The organism is Mesotoga sp. UBA5557, from assembly GCF_002425715.1.
GTDB lineage: Bacteria > Thermotogota > Thermotogae > Petrotogales > Kosmotogaceae > Mesotoga.
The window spans coordinates 1-15,808 of record NZ_DIMV01000017.1 but is presented as its reverse complement, the minus strand read 5'-3'; the positions used below and the strand labels follow the sequence as shown (position 1 = coordinate 15,808).

Annotated in this window: 12 protein-coding genes and 1 pseudogene; 5 read left to right on the top strand and 8 right to left on the bottom strand. The window is 44.6% G+C overall.

Annotated elements, in window-relative coordinates:
- A partial coding sequence (locus tag B3157_RS01305; RefSeq protein WP_292588264.1) for a hypothetical protein occupies positions 1-232 on the top strand: 232 nt, incomplete at its 5' end.
- On the opposite strand, the gene B3157_RS01300 is transcribed toward B3157_RS01305, so the two are convergent.
- Both B3157_RS01300 and B3157_RS01295 read right to left on the bottom strand, forming a co-directional pair.
- On the bottom strand, positions 198-527 hold the full coding sequence (locus B3157_RS01300; RefSeq protein WP_349680350.1) for a patatin-like phospholipase family protein: 330 nt from the start codon (positions 525-527) through the stop codon (positions 198-200). The two genes, B3157_RS01305 and B3157_RS01300, sit on opposite strands and share 35 nt — an antisense overlap.
- Positions 528-1,279: 752 nt before the next feature.
- Positions 1,280-2,236, bottom strand: a pseudogene (locus B3157_RS01295) (FAD-dependent oxidoreductase); the annotation flags it as partial.
- A gap of 794 nt (positions 2,237-3,030) precedes the next feature.
- Between B3157_RS01295 and B3157_RS01290 the strand changes: the two are divergent.
- Entirely contained in the window at positions 3,031-3,420 is a 390-nt protein-coding gene (locus B3157_RS01290; RefSeq protein WP_292588260.1) for a hypothetical protein, read from the top strand.
- 2 nt (positions 3,421-3,422) lie between these two features.
- On the opposite strand, the gene B3157_RS01285 is transcribed toward B3157_RS01290, so the two are convergent.
- Complete coding sequence (locus B3157_RS01285) at positions 3,423-4,067, bottom strand: MgtC/SapB family protein (protein WP_099829768.1); 645 nt, start codon at positions 4,065-4,067, stop codon at positions 3,423-3,425.
- 263 nt (positions 4,068-4,330) lie between these two features.
- Here B3157_RS01285 and B3157_RS01280 point away from each other — a divergent pair, with 263 nt between their 5' ends.
- Complete coding sequence (locus tag B3157_RS01280) at positions 4,331-5,050, top strand: sugar phosphate nucleotidyltransferase (RefSeq protein WP_214060804.1); 720 nt, start codon at positions 4,331-4,333, stop codon at positions 5,048-5,050.
- A 156-nt stretch (positions 5,051-5,206) separates the two neighbouring features.
- Here the strand turns inward: B3157_RS01280 and B3157_RS01275 are convergent, their stop codons facing one another.
- The 5 genes from B3157_RS01275 to B3157_RS01255 all read right to left on the bottom strand — a co-directional run bounded on the left by B3157_RS01275 (position 5,207) and on the right by B3157_RS01255 (position 12,127).
- Entirely contained in the window at positions 5,207-5,716 is a 510-nt protein-coding gene (locus tag B3157_RS01275) for a ferritin family protein (protein WP_214060805.1), read from the bottom strand.
- 94 nt (positions 5,717-5,810) lie between these two features.
- Positions 5,811-9,341: a pyruvate:ferredoxin (flavodoxin) oxidoreductase gene (nifJ, locus tag B3157_RS01270; RefSeq protein WP_292588251.1), complete on the bottom strand. Its 3,531-nt coding sequence runs from the start codon at positions 9,339-9,341 to the stop codon at positions 5,811-5,813.
- 380 nt (positions 9,342-9,721) lie between these two features.
- Positions 9,722-10,726 carry a lipoate--protein ligase gene (locus tag B3157_RS01265; RefSeq protein ID WP_292588249.1) on the bottom strand — a complete coding sequence of 335 codons (1,005 nt, stop codon included), beginning with the start codon at positions 10,724-10,726 and terminating at the stop codon, positions 9,722-9,724.
- Positions 10,710-11,555, bottom strand: a complete 846-nt coding sequence (locus tag B3157_RS01260; RefSeq protein ID WP_214078466.1) for a M23 family metallopeptidase — start codon at positions 11,553-11,555, stop codon at positions 10,710-10,712. The genes B3157_RS01265 and B3157_RS01260 overlap by 17 nt, the downstream gene beginning before the upstream one ends.
- A 251-nt stretch (positions 11,556-11,806) precedes the next feature.
- A complete protein-coding gene (locus B3157_RS01255) occupies positions 11,807-12,127 on the bottom strand; it encodes a hypothetical protein (RefSeq protein ID WP_099829763.1) in 321 nt (106 codons plus the stop codon).
- Between the two features lie 88 nt (positions 12,128-12,215).
- Here B3157_RS01255 and B3157_RS01250 point away from each other — a divergent pair, with 88 nt between their 5' ends.
- Positions 12,216-14,081, top strand: coding sequence for a glycoside hydrolase family 127 protein (locus B3157_RS01250; protein WP_292588238.1), 1,866 nt, complete (start codon positions 12,216-12,218; stop codon positions 14,079-14,081).
- Positions 14,082-14,223: 142 nt separating this feature from the next.
- A partial coding sequence (locus B3157_RS01245; RefSeq protein WP_292588236.1) for an alpha/beta fold hydrolase occupies positions 14,224-15,808 on the top strand: 1,585 nt, incomplete at its 3' end.

Genomic DNA, 15,808 nt, shown 5'->3' with positions numbered 1-15,808 from the left:
CATTTTGCTGTCAAAGCTGAGTCAAAGCGTCACTCCGTTCAAGTCACATCCGAGCGTTTCTTCATACGGTTCATTCATGACATCAATAAAGGATGAAAAACCCATCATATTGATATTCCTGGTCATAACGGGAGAGATCAAAACATCTGCAGCAGCTATTTCTCTCTGCAAAATCAAATCGGCTCTGTATTCATCCATCACTCCCAATATTGAATTCGAAGTATTGAAGTAACCCTATTCGATGAAGAAAGATCTACGGCAACTAAGAAAGTACTATTCGCCTCTCTTGCGACGCTTACAAAAAGATTGTTCGGGATACCGCCATCGGCAAGTGTTAGGTCTCCTTTCTTTTCAGGTTTGAATAATCCTGGAATAGCCATTGATACTCTAAGAGCTTCATAGATACTCCCTTCATTTTGGACGAGAAGTTCAGCTGAACAGATAGCTGTAGATGTGCACACAAAAGGAATCTTTGTATTGGAGAATCTATACCTATTTGAGTGTTTCCTAATGGTTCTAGAATACACTCCAGAGGGAAGCGCTGCTCCGAAAACATACAAGAATAAACAAGCATCACACTGAAGATCGGTTCCTCTCTCTCATTTACTGTTGATTCCATCAATGATAGTTATTTGACATCCTTTCTGAAGATTCTCGAAGAAACCTCCCAGAGGCTATTTGAATCAGCCAATATTGCATATCCCGCCCCGACTAGAGCATCAATCCTTACTCCAACTATGAGGTCGGGAATGAAACCCTTCTCTTCAAGCGCACGAATAACCCCAACGGAGCTGCACCTTTTGCTCCTCCACCTCCCAGAACCAATGCTCTTTTCATTTCGACACCTCTAAGTAAAAACCACCTATGAAACACCGTTTCATTGTTCATATATTGTTGGCCGTACGCAACTTCCAGAATTGTTCCAGCTCAGTCAGAATCTCATAAGCGCCGCTACAAAGTAGATTACGGGCGCACGAATCTCTACTCACTCCTCCTTTTGCCAGGGTTTTAAGTTCACGGGGAGAAGCTCTTTCTGTCAATACCGCCGTCCCATCTTCGAAAATCCAGCGCTGTCGATTCCCTTCAAAAACTGACTGCATACCCGTATCCGGCGCAACAATGACCCAATTCTTGCCACTATCTATTCCAGTACCAAATCTGCCAATCGCTTAAAATGAGCCTCCCTGAACCAAAACAGGCGCACCTGACCTCATTTGCTTATCTTCAGAAGGGCCGCCAGAGAGTATAGCGGTTTTTTCTCGGTTATCCTGTCAAGTTCTCAGATAATTTCATCTCTCGAGATTTCTCTTATGGGTATGCCGCTTTCCAAAGAAATCGCAGAGGCTACACCAATTACCTGTTGTCCCATGCCTGCTGACGTCGGCATTATTCTACCGGCGCTTTGCCCTTCAAAATCACTTGAGAAACATCTGCCTGCCATATTTAGATTGTCTAAGTCGCTGCTGATGAGTGTTCCTAAAGGTATCTCATAATAGTCAGAATATGAAGGTACTCTGCCTTTGACTTCCGGAGTAATCTTCTGAGTTTCAGGGGAATGGACATCTATTCCATATGTTGCTTTGGCGACACCGTCATAGAACTTTTTATGCAATCTAAAGTCTTCTCCAGTGAAGACATAAAATCCCCTCACTCTTCTGCTCTCTCGAATTCCAATATCGCCTGCAATCTTCTCAATTCTTGACTTTTCAAATCCCCGAACGTACTTCCTAGAAAAGGCTACAAGTTGGTCGATCTGCTCAGAACATTCGAAGACCGATTTGCTCAGTTCGAAAAGATTGACAGGATCTTTACCGAACGAGTGAGTTGTGTTGACGGATACTCTGTCTTCCCCGGGAAGTTCAATGAAGAAAAAGTAGTCGTGAAGATTGTTAAGTCCACTCTTTCTAGCCTTTTCGATCTCTTCAAAGTAGCCCGCAACTGAAAGAGGCTTCGAATCTGGTGTCACCCATTTGAAGAAGTTGCTTCTTCTACGACTGACGTCCTCCCTAATTCTCTCGAAGTTGATGTTACTCATAGTAAACATAAGTGTTGACGCCTGATTTGCCCCATCAGTATCACCGGAGAAGAGCGTAGCTCCTGCCATTTGACCTAGTGAGGCGTCAACCGTAGAATCAAGAAACATCTTTGCTATTGCAGTGAACTCCGCACCTGAAGAGGAAATGAAACTAACTTCTTCAACTGTCCGCTCGGAAGAGGAAACTCTTGTCGGAAGTGAATGAAGTACAAGTCAAACTCCAGCCTTTCTCAGCTTTTCCAGAAAGATGATCTTCAGAATCTCTGAATTGAAGGCGTTTCTAAGGATTCCCCCACGCTCACGCTGGTCAACCAGGATTTCGCCAAAAAACCTCCCCTAACAGCACCGGTACCAGCGAACGACGATTCTCCGATACCAGAATGAGGACCAAATGATTTTGCTGTTCTTTAGTAACGTCTTCCAATCTTCATAGCTTTGTCCCGTTCGCATTCAATTACTCAACGCAGAACCTATTGACGAGTCTCTTATTTCCAATTCCGACTCCAAGAGTCTCCACATTGCTTTCTCTTGATCTTCCTTCTCTTTAGTAGAGACCGTCTTGAACCTCTTCATATTAACATCATATTAACATCAGCGGCAGCTAGATGCTTTCTGAAAGGAGAACCCAAAACTCTAACAATTCTCTTTATCTTTTCTCAAGACTTGCACGCAAATTGAGGTATCTTTCTTGACGGGTCCCTCGACCATTCAAAGTGATTAGAACCAACACAGGTCTTGGCTTTCTTTGATCTGGGAGAGAGACGTATAATTATCTGGTCTCAATCATTCTTTCTCTAATTCTCACTTCAGTTTCTGCCAAATTCTACGGGGGGCGATTCTAGAAACGTGTTGTGACGCTAGCACTTGTATTGACGACACTTCTTGTGTTCTCTGGATGTTACGTGGTTTTGAAATGTGTTGACTTTGGGGGATTCACTGTTCGAGCATAATATCATAATGATGACGTCTTTTCTGAACTGACAACACGGATGGTTATGAAACCCTTCTTCTGGTTCAATGGAACTCCCACTCCAAACGGAGTAATGACCGTTACAAATGCAGGTATGGCGGGACACTCGGGAAAGGATATCAAAAAGGATATGAATATGAACAACGTCACGATCTCCTTCAAGTTCCCTGTCAATCCAACCGGCCTTATTCTCTACTATGGAGAGTACGGTGGAAACATAAATGTGGAAATAAACGGGGTTCTCGAAAATGTACAGGACTTCTCAGACATCGAAGGAAAAGTAATAGGCGGAGTGAATGTAACTCTGACAAGCGTAAGCGGCCCCAAGGGAGTACTGAATCTTCAGGGAATGATCACATCTTTTTCGATAGGAGGTCAGGAACTCCGGATAGACCACATTTGTCCGAGAAAATAGAGTTATCGAAGCTCCACACTTCTGATGCCCCTTAATCTCGACAAACCAACCATAAGATTCTTGATTTTTATAGCATCGCTTTTGCTTATCTCAATTAGCAATGTAAGGTTTTCTTCATCGTCTTCAACTTCCATAGATTCTACTGTCAATCCATTGTCCTTGAACCATTCTGAGATTCTTCTGGACATTTCCTCAGTATTACTCGCAACTATTAGGATTCTCGGCAGATTTCTTCCGCCGGTGAAAAGCTCTATCCTCTTCAGAAAAAGCACGATCATTATTGCGAATACGGTTACTACGGTGGACAATAGATATTCACCGCTTCCGAATCCCATGCCAACCGCTGCAGTTACCCAAAGCGTTGCTGCCGTTGTAAGACCCTTGACCGAAAAACCCTTTTTCAGGATCGTTCCCGCTCCCAGAAATCCTATCCCAGAGACAATTTGTGCCGCAACTCGGCCAGGGTCACCGTGTTCTGCGGTTACAAATACTGTTGTAGAAAGCACCGTAATGAAAGCAGCACCAACACAGATGAGAGAGTGTGTCCTGAGTCCTGCCGGCTTGTATATTCTCTCTCTTGTCACTCCTATCATCGCTCCTGCAACAAGAGCACAGAATAGCCTCAAACACAGATCCAAATATTCCAATTTTCAACCCTCCCTTAAGTTACGATTATAACCTTTCCCTCCGATAAGTAAACACAAGAGCACAACATTTCTACACCAATCGACCAATCGACATTGTTTCGACTTCTCGTATGATCTCTTCCATCAGGCTAAAACGTTAGATCATATCTGCGTTTTCATGAGTTACCGAAGTCGGAATGTGATTCTTCCTTGAGGGCCACTTTCCAAGAGTAATTCTCTCTTCACTTCCAAAATGCTATTATTGGTTGGAAGGAGTGATAGATGTGCTGATTCCCGTAATTCTCGCAGCCGGAAAGGGCAGAAGACTGAAGTCGGAAGTTCCTAAGCCCCTGGTCAAAGTGAAAGGCAAGCCGATGATCGTTCACATCCTAAGAAAGGTTTCTTCAGTATGCGATAGCGTCAATTCAATAGTAGTAATAAATCCGGACTTCGAAAGCGATTTTCGGAATGTGCTCGATAGCAATACCATACTTGCATATCAAGATTCGCCGAAGGGAACTGCAGATGCGCTGAAAAGAGCACTTCACTTGGTCCCGGAAGGTTCTGAGATTCTGGTGATGTATTCTGATCTCATTCTGATCACGGAAGATTCCCTTAAGGCCCTTGCTGAACTCCATAAGAGTAATTGCTGTGATATAACATTTCTTTCCGGAGTAACCGAAACCAAATTTCCATATGCTCTTGTTGAGCGTGACGAATACGGTAAGGTAATCTCCTTCAAGGAAAAAAAGATTCCTGACTTCCCGCCTCCCTGGGAGTTCTACATTGGACCAATAATTCTGAGAAAAGATGTGGTCGAAGAATATATCGACAATCTGATACCAAATAAGGATACCGGAGAAATTTACATTTCCGATATTGTGTCTCTATCGTTGATTGAACATAAGTCTGTATGCGGCTTTGTAACCGAGAATCAAGAGGAATTCTTGGGGGTTAACACTCCTGAGGATCTTGAAATTGCAGAAAAACTTCTCTCCGACTGAACCTTTTTCTCAAGGGTGAAGTCTCATTACCAGAGACCAGAGAAACCACAGGCACAACCCCTTTAAAATGTAAGGCAAACGAAGGCGACATGGATTACCCCTGAGTTACAAAGACCGGGACAGAGTCCCGGTCTTTCCTTGTAGCGACAATCCGGATCAATACTTGTCTAGATCAGTGAACTGATCCCATTCTTCAAGATGGCTGAACTCTGGCGATTCGGCCCAGTCAAGGCCCTTTCTGATAAAGTCCATTAGATTCTCAAGAATTATCTGATGTTTGTTTTCCTCGGCTGCCAGTTTAAGAAGTATCTCCTTCTCAGATAACTCGTTTGTTAGTCTTGCCTGATCAAGATAGAGTTTGATGCTTTCCTTTTCCATCTCTACCGCATGCTCGTATGCATCAAGATTCGTTGCATCGATTTCGAAACACTTCTCATCCTTAAGCATCTCCGAGAACATATTCCTGGTAGTCTTGAAAGTGTATGTTCCCTTATACCTGTAGTTTCTGTCCTCAAAACCCCTTATTATCTCATAGTGCCTCTGCTCATCTTCCGCAAGCATCTCGAATAGCTTCTTCAACTGCTCGTCTTTAGCGCATTCTGCCTGTTTTGCGTAATAAGCCTTGCCGTCCTTTTCCAACTTAAGGGCATAATCGATAGCGTTCATCTAAAACCTCCTTTGGAGAATCGCAAAAACAGAAAACCATCCGATTCTGACAAAAAGCGGGCGGCGGTGAACCACCCGCAGAATTCACAATGAATCAATCAGAGGCAAGTCTCCTGTATGTTTCATACCTTTCTTTAGCGTCTTTCTCAGCCTTCTCGAACAATTCATCGGCAATATCGGGGAACGTTGATTTAAGAGCGCTGTATCTCACTTCACCCATCAAGAAGTCGACAAACGACTCTTTTGGTTCCTTCGAGTCTAGAATGAAGGGATTCTTACCCTGTTCCTTCAGAAGAGGATTGTATCTGTAAAGATGCCAGTAACCTGAAGCAACAGCTCTCTTTTCCTGCTCTTGAGTTTTTCCCATTCCGATCTTTATTCCGTGGTTTATACATGGTGAATATGCAATGATTAGAGACGGTCCAGGATATTTCTCAGCCTCAGTGATCGCTTTGATCACCTGATTCTTGTCTGCTCCCATTGCGACCTGGGCCACATAAACATATCCATACGTCATTGCCATCCTGCCTAGATCTTTCTTCTTCGTTCTCTTTCCAGAAGCTGCAAACTTCGCTACAGCAGCTCTAGGCGTAGACTTGGAAGATTGACCACCGGTGTTTGAGTATACTTCGGTATCAAATAGAAGAACATTGACATCTTCCCCTGAAGCAAGTACATGATCAAGACCGCCGTAACCGATATCGTAGCCCCAGCCGTCTCCACCGAATACCCACACGGATTTCTTAATTAATAGATCCTTTCTTTCCTCAATTTGCTTCAAAAGAGCGTTGACTCTCTCGTTTCTTGATCCCTTTGATATCACATTGAGAATGCCAAGAGTAGCTGCCTTTGAGGCTTTTGCATCGTCCATTCCTTCAAGCCAAGCCTTGAAAGGCGTCTTCATGTCCTCGGGAATATCCAGCTTCAGAAGCTCTTCCATTATACCGGCAAGCTTACTTCTGCCGTGCTTGACCGCCATCGCCATCCCAAATCCATATTCGGCATTGTCTTCGAACAGAGAATTCGCCCACGCCGGCCCTTTGCCGTCGCTATTCTTGCAGTAAGGAGTTGCAGGAGCCGAGGCTCCCCAGATTGAGGAACAACCGGTCGCGTTGGCTATAAGCATTCTATCTCCAAATAGCTGTGTAACAAGCTTGGCATAAGGTGTTTCACCACAGCCTGCACAAGCCCCTGAGAACTCGAGGAGAGGCTTGGAGAACTGGCTCCCTTTGAGTGTCTCAACATTCATGACATCCTTCTTCTCAGAAACTGCTGTAGCAAATTCCCAGTTTGGTACTTCTTTCTCTGTCTGCGTATCAAGAGGTTTCATGACTAGAGCCTTATTTGGAGACGGACAGATATCTGCACAGTTACCGCAACCCGTGCAGTCTAGCGGCGAAACCTGAATCCTGTACTTCAGCCCCTCGAAAGTCTTTCCACCCATTGCTTTCTTAGCTTCGAAGGTTGCAGGAGCCCTATTTTCCTCTTCTTCGTTTATCAAGAACGGCCTGATCGCTGCATGTGGGCAGACATAGGAGCATTGATTACACTGAATACAGTTGTCGATCTGCCATTCCGGAATCATGACCGCAATGCCTCGCTTCTCATATGCGGACGTCCCATTTGGGAACTCTCCGTTTTCTCTACCAACAAAGGCAGATACGGGCAATTTGTCTCCCTGTTGCCTGTTCATGACATCTGCGATGTTTCTCACGAACTCAGGTCTTCCAGATTCTTCTTCTTTAACTTCTTCTTTCGCACTCTTCCAGGAATCTGGAACATCTATCTTATTCAAGGCGTCTATTCCGCTATCGACCGCCTTGTAGTTCATCTGTACTACCTTCTCACCTTTCGTGCCGTAAGACTTCACGATCGCGTCCTTTAGATACTTAACTGCGTCTTCTATAGGTACGACATTTGCCAGTTTAAAGAATGCCGACTGCATTATCGTATTTATCCTCGTGCCAAGCCCAATCTCCATTGCAATCTTAGTGGCATCGATGGTGTAGAATTTGATCTCGTTTTCGGCAAGGTATTTCTTCATACCGGCAGGAAGATGCTTGTCAAGCTCCTCGAAATCCCAGCTAGTGTTAAGAACGAAAATGCCGCCCTTTTTGAGTCCCTCAAGCAATTCATATTGATACACATAGGACTGTTTGTGGCAAGCAACATAATCTGCCTCATCTATAAGGTAGGTGGATTTGATTGGCTTCTTGCCGAATCTAAGATGCGATATCGTAACGCCTCCAGACTTCTTCGAATCGTATGCAAAGTAACCCTGGGCATACATATCGGTATGATCGCCGATTATCTTTATTGCATCTTTGTTAGCTCCGACAGTCCCATCGGAACCCAAACCCCAGAATTTGCAGCGAATAGTGCTATCCGGAGCGGTATTTATTCTCTCTTTGATCTCCAGAGAAGTGTTGGTAACATCGTCTACGATACCTATCGTGAAGTGGTTTTTCGGTGTCGAGAGCTTCAGATTGTCGTAAACTGCCTTTATCTGAGAAGGAGTTGTGTCCTTGGAACCCAGTCCGTATCTTCCCCCATAAACCTCGGGAGCGCTCTTTTCACCACAGAAGAGAGTCTTCACATCTTCATATAGTGGCTCTCCAAGAGAACCCGGCTCTTTCGTTCTGTCGAGAACGGCTATTCTCTTGACTGATTTCGGAAAAACATCATAGAAGTGTTTCGCGGAGAAGGGTCTGTAGAGATGAACCTTGATGACTCCTACCTTTTCACCCTTCTTCATCAGGTAATCAATGGTCTCCTCTATCGTATCGGTGACAGAACCCATAGCGATAATAACGTTTTCTGCATTGGGGTCACCATAGTAGACAAAAGGCTTGTAATCTCTGCCTGTGATCTTCGAAATCTCTTCCATGTAATCGGCCACAATATCAGGAACAGCGTCATAGAATCTATTTGATGATTCCTTAGCCTGGAAGTAGATATCGGGATTCTGGGCCGTTCCCATCGTCTTGGGGTGATCTGGATTTAGAGCCCTGTCTTTGAACTCCTTTAGCGCTCCATAATCGAGAAGTCCCTTAAGGTCCTCATAATCCATAACCTCAATCTTCTGAACTTCGCTCGAAGTTCTAAACCCATCAAAGAAATGAAGGAAAGGAACTCTCGACTTGATTGCAGAAAGATGTGCCACAGAGCCAATGTCCATGACTTCCTGAACACTTCCTGAAGCCAGCAAAGCAAATCCTGTCTGTCTCGTAGCCATTACATCAGAATGATCACCGAAAATCGAAAGCGCGTGACCGGCAACTGCTCTAGCACTGACGTGGAATACACCGGGCAAGAGTTCTCCGGCAATCTTATACATGTTCGGGACCATTAGCAACAATCCCTGTGACGCCGTAAAAGTAGTCGTCAGAGCTCCAGCAACAAGCGAACCGTGAACCGCACCGGCCGCTCCGGCTTCAGACTGCATTTCTATAACATCAACCGGCTGCCCAAAGATATTCTTCATTCCATTTGCTGCCCAAGCATCTGCAAGCTCCGCCATAGATGACGAAGGCGTAATGGGGTAAATAGCCGCAACTTCCGTAAAAGCATAAGCAACATGGGCGGCAGCGGTATTACCGTCCATGGTTTTCATTACTCGTGCCATCCTAAACCTCCTGTAATCTTGAAATTGATCTCATATCTAAAAACATAAAATTATATTCTGCAGCAAACACATAGAATAGCAAGCAAGAAATCTGCCTGCTCATTAACATTATAGAACATCTTTTCGCTGCTTACACAGATGTATCTTTTTGATTTGACAAATCAAAGATAATCTCTGTAATGTGATGGTAACAGTCATTTAGGAAAGACACAAGGTGCGGTTGCCGTCTGAAGATAAGAGTTGGTCTCCTGAAGAAGGTCTCATTTGACCAAAGGTTTTATAGATCATTTCGTGTTGCTTCCAAGAAGATTATCGCCCTTCGGCATTTCACCGTTAAACTTTAGGGATTACACAAATCGAGTGTAACTGCTGAAGATGAACTAGTTCAGATCGGTTGTCTGAAGCCACGCAATGATATCGTTTCTTTCTGAACAGTCTGGAAGCATCTCAATCGCTTTCACTATGGCAACTCTGGAAAACTCAACTCTGATTAGCTCTCGTTTCAGTTGTTCAATGAAATCCACATCCATCGAGTCTGAATAAACTATCACGTCGGATATAATTCCCTTCTTCGATGTAAAAAGCAGCTCGATACCTCCCCAGGAAAACCTATTGCCAATTTTGAAATTGAATTCCGGACTCTTTCCCAATAGCCATTCCTTAGAAGAATACTTTCCGTAAAGCGACTTCACATCGAGTGACTTCCTTAGTTCGTCAAAATCCAAGACTTCGTATATTCTGCCGTATTCTTCAGCGAACCCCATATACATTGCCTCTTTCATTCTTTCTATGGTAAGGTCAGGTTTCAGCTCTCTTAGATTCACTACTCTAGAAACGACAGACTTAACTCCCTTCGATTCTATCTTTGCTCTGGAGACATTCAGATATTCAGAAAGTCTTCTCGTATCTACATCAACGAGGATAGTTCCATGGTGATAAGAGGCATACTGTCCATGGTAGAAAGCATTTCCAGAGAACTTCCTTCCCTCCGCGAGAATGTCATTTCGACCACTGAAATGAGCATCTATACCTACCGATTTTACCCCGTCCACAATTACCGATAGTTGCCTGTGAAGATCGTACTCTCTTTTTGGCAAGAGGAAGGTAAAGTTGAGGTTTCCAAGATCATGAAAAACCGCACCGCCTCCGGATAGTCTTCTTGCTAACTTACCTCCATCTCTGTGAAGGTTGTCCAGCCTGCATTCCTGCCAAGCGTTCTGGTTTCGACCAATCACTACCGTGTTCTCGTTTTGCCATAGGTAAAGAACGATGTTTTCTTTGGCAAATGAATTTAGAAGATACTCTTCGACTGCGAGATTCAGCCAGGGATCAAATGAGTCAGATTCAACAAATATTGTACTAGGGATTTTACCTACCTCCGACACCAAGAGTTTCGATTTCTCTTCTCACATACATGTAATTCGCTCCTGTTAGATAGCTTCTTGGATCTCTACACTGATCGTTAGGGTCTACGATCTCAAAGTGGAGATGAGGCCCGGTTGCTCGTCCTGTCTCTCCAACTCTGCCGATTAGCTCCCCCCTGAGAACTCTCTGCCCTACATAGACGCTAATTCTGTTAAGATGAGCATACCTTGTCTTGGTGCCGTCATAGTGTTGGATTATTATATTCAGTCCGTATCCTCCGTTTTCCTGGGCTTCTATAACCGTTCCATCCTTCGCAGCAAAGACGGGAGCGTCCTTCTGGACTGCTATGTCCATACCGGAATGAAAGGTTGAGGCGCCGGTGAATGGATCTTTGCGCCAGCCGAACTCCGAAGAAATCTTCCCATAGACCGGCCAGGTGAACTGTGTACCGGGATTTGCGTTGCCGCACACGTTTATCGAATCAAGCGGAATGAACAGACTTTGGCCGGGATATATATAGGAATTGCAGCTAAGATTGTTTGCGACCATTATATGCTCTGCAAGCGCAAAAAACAGCCGAGCAATGTAATCGATGGAATCACCGTACTGAACCTCATAGAAGAAGCCATCTCCAGTAGGAAGGTAAATGAACTCACCCGGTTCCAGCTGACGGGGATCGCTAATGCAGTTCAAATCGAGGACAGTGCTTATTCTCAGGTTATAATCCCTGATTATATTGAAGAGGCGATCGCCTGGCCTGACCAGGTATTTGATAAAACCAACTCCAAAGGCAGTTGCTAGGGAAAACATAAGTATAATGGTAAGCGTTAAGAGAATCTTAGCTCTCATCTGAAACCCCCAAACCATTTTTTATCCGCAAAATAATACAAAGAATTCTAGTTCATTTGAACTGATAGTAATTTTAATAATATCACAGCGACAGTCCTTAAAAGAAGCTCTCTCTTGAGTAGATTTAATTATGATGCATTACGGCTTCCAACAAACAAATTCCAGCTCCCGAAGTCTCGGTTTCTTCTTTGGACGAAAAGCCAAGTGGGCTTTGATTAAACTTAAACCAACATTTACTTCGAGTCTTGCAACTACTTGAGACTGTCATAGAACGGGATATCTCCAAGATAATCCCCTGTCTTCTTCATCTCATCAGTCCTGATAAATACTCCTTTTTCGGTCTCAACTTTTCTCAACTGAGAACCCATCTTCCAATTCCCTTTTTCATCTTTACAAATCAGACAAAACACGAATACGTCGCACTTATCAATGATCTCTTCGCGTGTCCACTCCTCACCATATTCGTGGGTCTCCCCCACATTTGGATGGATAAGTGCCGCCTCAATTAGCCAGGTCCCATTTCTGTCAGAGTAACTAGCTGCCGAAACCCAATAATCTATCTTCTCAAACATGGTCTTCCCCTCCTTATCTCAGGATACAAAAGTTCTCACCTTTTCTGCTACTCTTGAGGAGAGAGCATCTTCTTTGGAGGTGAAAAGCGTGACTTTTGTCAACGACACTTCGCGGTCACCAAGAGCGCAAGTTAGACCTATAGCGCTTGAAAGAGTCAAACTTGAGGGATTCGTAAGCAGATATCAGGAACTTATGAAGTCGACGAGTCTCTCTCTTCAATATGAGTATCTGGAATCGACGGGAAGAATAGAAAACTTCAGAAAGGCTGGACGGAAATCGGAAGGAGTCTTTACCGGGTGGTTTTTCAACGATTCCGATGTATACAAATGGATAGAGGCGGCTTCTTATTCGCTACCGTATAATGAAGATCCCGAAATCAGGGAGAGAATCGAGTCACTGATAACACTTATTGAGGAAGCTCAGGCTCAGAACGGCAACGGATACATAGACACTTACTTCATAGGTGATCGGACTTCGGAACGCTGGAAAGACCTTAAGAACATGCATGAACTCTACTGCGCGGGTCATCTTATTCAAGCAGGGATAGCATATAAGAGAGCTTCAGGTGATGAGAAGCTTTTCGTAATCGGCAAGCGAGTGGCCGACGAAATTCTGGAGACTTTTCATGACGACGACAGTGAAGTTACTACCGGGCATCCCAATCTAGAAATGGCATTGGTTGAGCTTCATCGCGAAACCGCCGACCGTGCTTATCTGGAGTTCGTGGAAAGACTCATAGATAATCGCGGAAAGGGCTATGTAGGTGGCGACGAGTATCATATTGACCATGCTTCCTTTAGAGATCTCAAAGAACTTACTGGACACGCAGTCAGAATGCTTTACTTACTCGCTGGAGCGGCCGACGTATTTCTAGAGACAGGCGATGAAACACTCCTCGCAGTTCTCGAAAGACTCTGGGTCGATCTGATCGCGCGAAAGATATACATCACGGGCGGAGTTGGCTCAAGATATGAAGGAGAATCGTTTGGCGAGGCGTACGAACTGCCAAGCAGAAGAGCATACGCGGAAACGTGTGCCGCAATTGGAAATGTATTCTGGAATTGGCGTATGTATATGATTTCCGGCGACGCAAAGTATCTCGATGTAATGGAGCGGACTTTCTACAACGGTGTCCTTTCTGGAATCTCTCTCGACGGTAAACGATATTTCTACGTGAATCCTCTGGAGGATGCCGGAAAGCACAGCCGAGAGGAATGGTTTGAATGCGCGTGTTGCCCCCCCAATATCGCAAGATTGCTCACATCCTTCGGGGGCTACATTTACGGTACTACTTTGAACGAAATAAGAGTCAATTTCTACGAGGAGAGCAAGTCTGCAATTCCCTTTAGGGACGGTGAGGTGACGATCATCCAGAAGACAGCCTATCCTCATTCCGAAGAAATCGATCTTATTATCTCCACCGATCTAGATACAGACATCTCGATTCTCCTAAGAATTCCTGAATGGACCGAAGGGGAGTTTGATCTTCAAGTAGACGGCGTGAAACAGAAAATAAGACCTGAAAGAGGTTTTGTGAGACTCGAAGGCAACTGGAAGGGCAAGACAGAGATTTCGCTCACATTTCCGATGAGAATCAGGTTGATGACCTCTAATCCACTTCTAAGAGAGAATACCGACAAAGTTGCTGTCCAAATCGGCCCGCTGGTTTACTGTGCTGAAGGAGTAGACAATCCTTCTTTTGATGTGCGTACGTTGTCAATCCCTTCGAGAAAAAACTTAGAACTCTCACGAAGCGATACGCTCACGGGAAATCCAGTCACATTAAGTGGAAAGGGAATCGCTTATGATATTAACAACTGGGACAAGAAGCTTTACAACTCGCTCGGTTCTGTGAAAAGCAAGAGCGAAAATGTAAAATTCTCTCTTATTCCCTATTATGCGTGGAATAACAGAGGAAATTCACCGATGTGTGTTTGGCTTCATATGCACTAGAGATTCCTTTTCGTAACTCTGACTGAAGATTCGAACTAGCGTTTTGACTTTTCGGTTTTCGCGTTCAACTTGAACTGGACACGGATCGATAGGATAATAGTTGAGTTAAGACTCTTAGTGTATCTTCTGGAGTGTGAATGATTTGCGAAGTATTCTTGCAGTCTTTCTATTGGTTCTGTCAGCAGTCTGTTCATCGTTTTCTGGACAGATAGTCTTCAATGGGAACCTTATCTATTACGAGATAGAGGGGACCGAAGGGGAACTAGTAGTAGTAATAAGTGATGGGCCCGGTCTTGACAGCTCTTACATGACGGGTATCTTCCAGGAAAGAAGAGTCCTAAGGTACGATCACCTTGGAAGCGGGAAATCGGAGAATTCGTCCTCTATAGACATCGACTTCCAGTACTATATATCTGAACTAGCCGCACTAATATACTCCCTAGACCTAAACTCTTTCCATTTAGTTGGTCATGGCTTTGGAAGTGCAGTAGCCGTAGGGTTAGCTCTGACAAATCCTCCCGGACTCCTCAGTCTTGTAGTGGTCAATCCAAGACTTAACTATACCGCGATTGATCTGGCAATATCCGAACTAAGAGAAACGGAGCCAACGAATGGGTTCGACAAATACAACTTTTTGCTTGGCGGTGTTTCTGCTGAAGACAGAGCCAAAGGTATTACGGACGATCTGATTAACAGGGCGACCTACAGCCTCTTCTGGGGTGAGGATCCAACCTCGATTGAAGGCAGACTTCGTGGACTGGACTTGTCTTCAGGTTTACCCGACCTTCGAGTGCCTATTTTGGTCTGCGTTGGGATCAAGAGCTTTCCGGGGATCGCGCATACCTCAGCCTACCAGTCTGGAGCTCCGAACAGCGAATTTGTGACATTCATGAACAGCGGTCACTTTCCAATGATTGAAGAAAAGGCTGCTTTTGAGTTGATCGTCGACGGCTTCTTCAAACGGGTTGAAGAGAACTCGAGCACAGGAATACTCCCGAAAACAAGCCGTGAGATTCTTCAAGGAAATCCTGGAGACAGAGTATTCGGTCAGGAAGACCTGGAGAGAAACGTGAACATGCAGATAAGTGAGGATTTTACCGTCATGCTTCCTTCAAGTCCTGGAGCTGGCTATTCGTGGAAGATTAGTAACTTCGATGAAGACATGGTGAGGCTTATTTCAGATCCCTTCTACGAAGAACCAATAGAACAAGGCAACGGCTACGATGTGTTTAGCTTCAGAGTGGTTGGGTCCGGATCAACCCGAATCACGTTTTCATTCGGCTCCATTTGGGACGAGACTCCAATGAAAACTTGTTCAATGTCGCTAGATGTTGAAGAGTATTCTGTTGAGCCCCTAACCATTACAACTCCGGATTCTGGAAAAACCTTCATTGTTGGACTGAACGAACCGATCGAGGTCGTACTAGAATCACCAGTTGATTCTGACCTGAAATGGCGAATAGCATCAACAAATCCCGGAATCCTTAGACAGCCGGAAGAAAGCGAAACCAGGGTATCTGAAAATCCATTGTATGCAGCGAAAGTAATCGAGCAAGTATACTATTTTGAAGGAATGAACTACGGTACGGCGTCTGTTCGCTTTGACTATGGGAGTTCCTGGGAGGATCTACCTCCAGAAAGAACATTCGAGGCCACTATAGTAGTCGCAGAGCCCGTTAGAGAGTGTATTATTATTCAGGATTCGGACAATGGCAGAACAATTGAGA

What these genes read in the sequence shown, in the direction of transcription:
- B3157_RS01290 (WP_292588260.1), top strand. Translation starts at nt 3,031, where the DNA reads ATGAAACCCTTCTTCTGGTTCAATGGAACTCCCACTCCAAACGGAGTA.
- B3157_RS01275 (WP_214060805.1), bottom strand. Translation starts at nt 5,716, where the DNA reads ATGAACGCTATCGATTATGCCCTTAAGTTGGAAAAGGACGGCAAGGCT.
- nifJ (WP_292588251.1), bottom strand. Translation starts at nt 9,341, where the DNA reads ATGGCACGAGTAATGAAAACCATGGACGGTAATACCGCTGCCGCCCAT.
- B3157_RS01260 (WP_214078466.1), bottom strand. Translation starts at nt 11,555, where the DNA reads ATGAGAGCTAAGATTCTCTTAACGCTTACCATTATACTTATGTTTTCC.
- B3157_RS01255 (WP_099829763.1), bottom strand. Translation starts at nt 12,127, where the DNA reads ATGTTTGAGAAGATAGATTATTGGGTTTCGGCAGCTAGTTACTCTGAC.